The 5,951-nt window shown below is 58.4% G+C and carries 6 protein-coding genes; 1 reads left to right on the forward strand and 5 read right to left on the reverse strand.

Translation table 11 applies throughout. The features are described from left to right. Nucleotides 1-85: 85 nt before the first annotated feature. The 4 genes from ACW9I6_RS30080 to ACW9I6_RS30095 form a co-directional block, all read right to left on the reverse strand. Nucleotides 86-814 (reverse strand): dienelactone hydrolase family protein, encoded by a 729-nt coding sequence (locus ACW9I6_RS30080; protein ID WP_008434010.1) that lies wholly within the window; start codon nt 812-814, stop codon nt 86-88. 66 nt (nt 815-880) lie between these two features. Beyond that, on the reverse strand, nt 881-2,785 hold the full coding sequence (gene htpG, locus ACW9I6_RS30085; RefSeq protein ID WP_003210561.1) for a molecular chaperone HtpG: 1,905 nt from the start codon (nt 2,783-2,785) through the stop codon (nt 881-883). An 89-nt stretch (nt 2,786-2,874) separates the two neighbouring features. Beyond that, nucleotides 2,875-3,327, reverse strand: a complete 453-nt coding sequence (locus tag ACW9I6_RS30090; protein WP_177087546.1) for a PaaI family thioesterase — start codon at nt 3,325-3,327, stop codon at nt 2,875-2,877. After that, entirely contained in the window at nt 3,324-3,800 is a 477-nt protein-coding gene (locus tag ACW9I6_RS30095; protein ID WP_457340154.1) for a PaaI family thioesterase, read from the reverse strand. The genes ACW9I6_RS30090 and ACW9I6_RS30095 overlap by 4 nt, the downstream gene beginning before the upstream one ends. Before the next feature lie 157 nt (nt 3,801-3,957). Between ACW9I6_RS30095 and ACW9I6_RS30100 the strand changes: the two genes are divergently transcribed. Beyond that, entirely contained in the window at nt 3,958-4,200 is a 243-nt protein-coding gene (locus tag ACW9I6_RS30100; RefSeq protein WP_003210564.1) for a hypothetical protein, read from the forward strand. Between the two features lie 149 nt (nt 4,201-4,349). Here ACW9I6_RS30100 and brnQ read toward each other — a convergent pair whose 3' ends face one another. Further along, nucleotides 4,350-5,663: a branched-chain amino acid transport system II carrier protein gene (gene brnQ, locus ACW9I6_RS30105; RefSeq protein WP_457340155.1), complete on the reverse strand. Its 1,314-nt coding sequence runs from the start codon at nt 5,661-5,663 to the stop codon at nt 4,350-4,352. Nucleotides 5,664-5,951: the final 288 nt, after the last annotated feature.

Below are 5,951 nucleotides of genomic sequence, written 5' to 3' on the forward strand. Positions count from 1 at the left end.
TTCGACCGCGTTCCTTCAGGATGTACACGGTTAAAATGTGGGAGCGGGCTTGCTCGCGAAGGGGCCAGCTCAGGCAACCAAACTATCAGCCCTTGAACACTTCATCCAGCAAGTTATGCATCGACTGAAAGGCCCGCGCAGCGGTCTTCGCGTCATACATCATCTTGCCCGGCACATTCGCGTGCGGGTCGGTAAACGAGTGCACCGCACCGCCGTAGCTCAGCAATTGCCAATCCACACCGGCGGCGTTCATTTCGTCTTCAAACGCCGGCAGTTGCTCCTTCGGCACCAACGGGTCGGAAGCACCGTGCAACACCAGCACGGAACCCTTGATGTTTTTTGCATCGGCCGGGTTCGGCGTGTCGAGGCTGCCGTGGAACGAAACGGCAGCTTTCAACGGTGCACCGGTACGTGCCAGCTCCAGGGAGCAGCAACCACCGAAGCAGAAACCAAAGGTCGCCAGCTTCGAGGTATCCACCGCCGCTTCAGTCTGGGTTTTCAGGTGATCAAGCGCGACCTGCATGCGCTTGTTCAACAGCGGCCGGTCATTCTTCAACGGCATCATCGCCGCACCCGCTTCATCGCCGTTCGAAGGGCGGACGGTTTGCCCGTACAGGTCGGCAAGCAGCACCACGTAGCCCTTGCTGGCCACGCTCTTGGCGATCTCTTCAGCGCCGGCACTGACACCCATCCAGTTCGGCGCCATCAACAACCCTGGCAGCGGGCCCTTATGACTGGCATCAAATGCCAGGCGGCTTTCATAAGACTGGCCATCAATCTGATAGACCACGGAACGCACGGTGATTTGGCTCATCATTTACTCCAGGTGAAAGGCTCCAGAACGAAAAAACCCGCCGAAGCGGGTTTTTCTACAACGGTGTTAAACCGACAGTTCAACCAACAGCTTGTTCAGTCGGCGCACGTAGGCGGCCGGGTCTTTCAGGCTGTCGCCGGCAGCCAGGGCTGCCTGGTCGAAGAGGATGTGCGACAGGTCGCCAAACCGCTCTTCGCTCTGCTCGCCGTCGAGTTTCTCGATCAGCGGGTGCGCCGGGTTGAATTCAAAGATCGGCTTGGAATCCGGAACCTTCTGACCGCTGGCTTCCAGGATCTGACGCATCTGCATGCCCAGGTCCTGCTCGCCGATGGCCAGGATCGCCGGGGAATCGGTCAGACGGTGGGAAACCCGCACTTCGCTGACGGCATCGCCCAAGGCGGTCTTGATTCGCTCAACCAGACCCTCTTTGGACTTGGCCACTTCTTCAGCGGCTTTCTTGTCTTCTTCGGAATCCAGGTTGCCCAGGTCCAGGTCGCCGCGGGCGACGTCAACAAAGCTCTTGCCGTCGAAGTCGCTGAGGTAGCTCATCAGCCACTCGTCGATGCGGTCGGTCAGCAGCAGCACTTCGATGCCTTTCTTGCGGAAGACTTCCAGGTGCGGGCTGTTCTTGACCTGAGCGTAGGTTTCACCGGTCAGGTAGTAGATCTTGTCCTGACCTTCCTTGGCGCGCGCCAGGTATTCAGCCAGGGAAACGTTCTGCTCGCCGTCGTCACCGTTGGTCGATGCGAAACGCAGCAGGCCGGCGATTTTTTCCTTGTTGGCGAAATCTTCTGCCGGGCCTTCTTTCATGACCTGGCCGAAGTTTTTCCAGAAGCCCTTGTATTGCTCAGGCTCGTTTTTCGCCAGCTTTTCCAGCATGTCGAGGACACGCTTGGTCAGCGCCGACTTCATCGAGTCGATGATCGGGTCTTTCTGCAGGATTTCCCGCGACACGTTCAGCGACAGGTCGTTGGAGTCAACCACACCCTTGATAAAGCGCAGGTACAACGGCAGGAACGATTCCGCCTGGTCCATCACGAATACGCGCTGCACATACAGCTTCAGGCCTTTCGGCGCTTCACGCTGGTACAGGTCGAACGGAGCACGGGCCGGTACGTAGAGCAGCGAGCTGTATTCCAGCTTGCCTTCGACCTTGTTGTGGCTCCAGCTCAGCGGGTTTTCGTAATCGTGGGCAATGTGCTTGTAGAACTCCTGGTATTCCTCGTCCTTGACTTCGGTACGAGGACGGGTCCACAGGGCGCTGGCGCGGTTGACCACTTCCCATTCCTGGGCTGGGGCTTCTTCGCCTTCGGCCGCCGCTTGTTCTTTCGGCAACTCGATCGGCAACGCGATATGGTCGGAGTACTTCTTGATGATATTGCGCAGACGCCAGCCATCGGCGAACTCGTCTTCACCGGACTTCAGGTGCAGGACGATGCGGGTACCACGATCAGCCTTGTCGACAGTGGCGATTTCAAATTCGCCCTCGCCCTTGGAAGACCAGTGCACGCCTTCGCTGGCGGCAAGGCCGGCACGGCGGCTGAATACTTCAACCTTGTCGGCAACGATGAAGGCCGAGTAGAAGCCCACGCCGAACTGGCCGATCAGGTGCGAATCTTTCTTCTGGTCGCCCGACAGGTTCTTCATGAAATCAGCGGTGCCGGATTTGGCGATGGTCCCCAGGTGGGTGATCGCATCGTCACGGCTCATGCCGATACCGTTGTCTTCGAGGGTGACGGTTTTCGCGTCCTTGTCGAAGCTCACACGGATTTTCAGTTCCGCGCCACCTTCCAGCAACTCAGGCTTGGACAGGGCTTCGAAACGTAATTTGTCGACAGCGTCAGAGGCGTTCGAGATCAATTCGCGAAGGAAAATTTCCTTGTTGGAATACAGCGAATGGATCATGAGGTGCAGCAGTTGCTTCACCTCGGTCTGGAAGCCCAGGGTTTCCTTTTGAGTTTCCACACTCATGGTCATCAAACTCCAATTGGATGGCAGTGGCCGCGCCCTTGAGGGTTGGCGGCGGGTTGTCATCAAAGTTGGGGGCTAAGACCAGGATTTCAAGGGCGAGCAGGTTCCTCAATCTTGAAATGCGCACGGGCGGTGGCAATCGGTTCGGCCTGGGTACTTTGCCACGCGGTAATCGCCACGTTGGCCACCCGCCGGCCCTGGCGCCACACCTGGCATTTGGCGTAGGTGTCACGAAACTGGCCGGCGCGCAGGTAATCCAGGGAGAAATCGATGATCTTGGGAACACCAGGCGCACCGGTGAAAACCAGCAAATGCAAGGCTGCGGACAGCTCCATAAAGCCTGCGATCACCCCACCATGGATCGCCGGCAATATCGGGTTACCAATGTTGTCCTTGTTGGCCGGCATGCGAAACAGCAATTCATCCCCCAGCCGCGTGCATTCGATGCCAATCAGCTTGGCGTAGGGAATCAGGTTGAGCAGCGCTTCATAGTTGCCGCGCTCGTGGGCTTGCTGCAGACGGGTCTTGAATTGATGGGTCATGCCTGTTCTCCCTTGATTGCATTGCCCAGGCCCTGGCTGCCCTTGAGGCGCTTGCCCATGCGCATGAACGTGCCCACCACGTGGGCAATCGGTTGCTGCGGATCGTCCTGGTAGGCGAAGCCGCGGGTGAAGATCACGTCGGTGGTCACCCGGTAGCACTGGGCAAAGCCGAATACCGGTTTATAGGGCTCGGCCGGGTGCATGTAGTCGATGCGCAGGTCCAGGGTCGGGCAAACCTCGAACTCCGGTAGTACGCACAAGGTAGCCATGCCACAGGCGGTGTCCATCAAGGATGTGATGGCGCCGCCGTGGATCACGCCGGTCTGCGGGTCACCGACGATATGCGGAGCATAGGGCAGCACCAGCGTCATGCCGTCCTCACTGGCGGCGTGCACCTGGATGCCCAGCACCTGGCAGTGGCGCAAGGCTGAAACAAAGCGCGTGGCACGGGATAAAAGAGGATTTTCGGTCATTCGTTAAAGACTCTTATTAGTGTGGAGCCGGCGGAGTAGACAACCTTGCTGAAAGTTCCCTAGGGAAAAACCTTATATATCTGTGAGATTTAAGGAACTAAGCGTTGGGCATAGGCTCGAAAGGCCAGTAGATATCTTCAATAAGGAGAAACACCCCATGCGCAAGACTTTAGCTATTTCCATGATGCTGGCTGCTGCCCTCGGCCTCGCTGCCTGCGACAAAAAATCCGAAGACAAAGCCCAAGACGCCGCAGCCCACTCTGAGCAAGCTCAAAAAGACATGGCGAAAGCACAGGATAAAGTGAACGACGCTGCGAAAGAAAACGCCGATGCTGCCAAAGCTCAGGCTGAATCGAACGAAGCTGCAGCGAAAGAAGCAACACCTGCAACCGGTTCTTGAGTCTGACGACTTGAACACTGTGACTTGAAAAGTCATGTTGCAAAAGAAAGCCCGCTTAATAGCGGGCTTTACTTTGTCCGGTGCTTTTAACCCGGCCGGGCAGCTCGAAACTTCGAACTAAACCTCGGCACAAGTTAGTGGCTAAACGTTTAAGCCATCGCTTCACTGCGTTTGCCCAGCAGGCGGTCAATCACCACCGCAACCACCAGCGTCATCACCGAAGGCACCAGCCACGCCAGGCCCTGCTCGCTCAGCGGCAGGTGAGCCAGTTGCGATGGCATCCAGTCAGCCAGGCCCGCGCCCTTCAGCGCGTCAATGCAACCGAAGATGAACGACACCAGCATCACCGGGCCAACGATCCGGCCCTGCTCCTGCCAGAAGTCCTTACAGAAGCTCAGGGCCACCAGCACGATGCACGGCGGGTAGATGGCTGTCAGCACCGGGATCGAGAACGCGATCAGCTTGGTCAGGCCCAGGTTGGACACAAACAGCGAGAATACCGCCAGGATCACCACCAGGGTCTTATAGGACAGCGGCAGTACGCGGCTGAAGTACTCGGCGCAGGCGCAGGTCAGGCCCACCGCGGTTACCAGGCACGCCAGGGAAATCAGCACGGCGAGGAAGCCGCTGCCCAGGGAGCCGAAGGTGTGCTGGACGTAGGCGTGCAGCACGGCGGCGCCGTTGGCGGCACCGGCCGCCACTTCATGGCTGCCCGAACCGAGGCGGAACAGGCTGATGTACACCAGCGCCAGGCCCACACCGGCAATCAGCCCGGCGATGATCGCGTAGCGGGTGATCAGCTTCGGCGACTCGACGCCACGGGAGCGGATCGCGTTGACGATCACAATGCCGAATACCAGCGCGCCGAGGGTATCCATGGTCAGGTAACCATTGATAAAGCCCTGGGAGAACGGTGCCGCCACGTACTCAGGGGTGGCAACACCCACATCGCCGGCCGGCAAGGCAAAGGCAGCAATGCCCAAGACGGCCAGGGCGATGATCTTCAACGGTGCCAGGAAACGACCGACGGTATCCAGCAGGCGGCCCGGGTACAGGGAGATGAAGAACACCAACAGGAAGTACACCGAGCTGTAGAGGAACAGCGCCAGCGGGCTTTCACCGGTCAGCGGCGCCAGGCCCACTTCAAAGGAAACGGTGGCGGTTCGCGGGGTGGCGAACAACGGGCCGACAGCCAGGTAGGCCGCCGCTGCCAGCAAGCCACCGGCAATCTTGCCGATCGGACTGCTCAACGCGTCCATGCCACCACCGACCTTGGCCAGGGCGACAACGGTGATCACCGGCAAACCGACCGCGGTGATCAGGAAGCCCAGCGCTGCCATCCAGACATGAGACCCGGACTGCAAACCGACGATTGGCGGGAAGATGATGTTGCCGGCGCCCACGAACAGGGCAAAAGTCATAAAGCCCAACGCCAGGATGTCCTGGCTTTTCAACACTTTCATTTGAGGAAATACCACACTACTGAATCGGAATTTAGAGAGGGCTTCCCTATGGATGAGGGAAATACTGCCGGTCCGGATGGGGACCGACCGGTCTGGCGCGAGGCTTCCTTTTGGGAGGCACACGCATAAAGAGGCGGCTAGCCTAACGAATTTGCGGGTCAAACGCACTGTTGCGGGGCGAACTGTCCGATAAGCGACATTTTTATGTCGCGTTTTTATATTTAAATTTTGAAATGCGATGGAATGTGGGAGCGGGCTTGCTCGCGAAAGCGGTGTATCAGCCACTCA

The sequence above is a fragment of the Pseudomonas sp. SDO5522_S412 genome (genome assembly GCF_054071215.1).

Bases quoted from the DNA above. Each gene is read 5' to 3' on its own strand.
- ACW9I6_RS30080 (WP_008434010.1), bottom strand. From the start codon at position 814: ATGAGCCAAATCACCGTGCGTTCCGTGGTCTATCAGATTGATGGCCAG.
- htpG (WP_003210561.1), bottom strand. From the start codon at position 2,785: ATGAGTGTGGAAACTCAAAAGGAAACCCTGGGCTTCCAGACCGAGGTG.
- ACW9I6_RS30090 (WP_177087546.1), bottom strand. From the start codon at position 3,327: ATGACCCATCAATTCAAGACCCGTCTGCAGCAAGCCCACGAGCGCGGC.
- ACW9I6_RS30095 (WP_457340154.1), bottom strand. From the start codon at position 3,800: ATGACCGAAAATCCTCTTTTATCCCGTGCCACGCGCTTTGTTTCAGCC.
- ACW9I6_RS30100 (WP_003210564.1), top strand. From the start codon at position 3,958: ATGCGCAAGACTTTAGCTATTTCCATGATGCTGGCTGCTGCCCTCGGC.
- brnQ (WP_457340155.1), bottom strand. From the start codon at position 5,663: ATGAAAGTGTTGAAAAGCCAGGACATCCTGGCGTTGGGCTTTATGACT.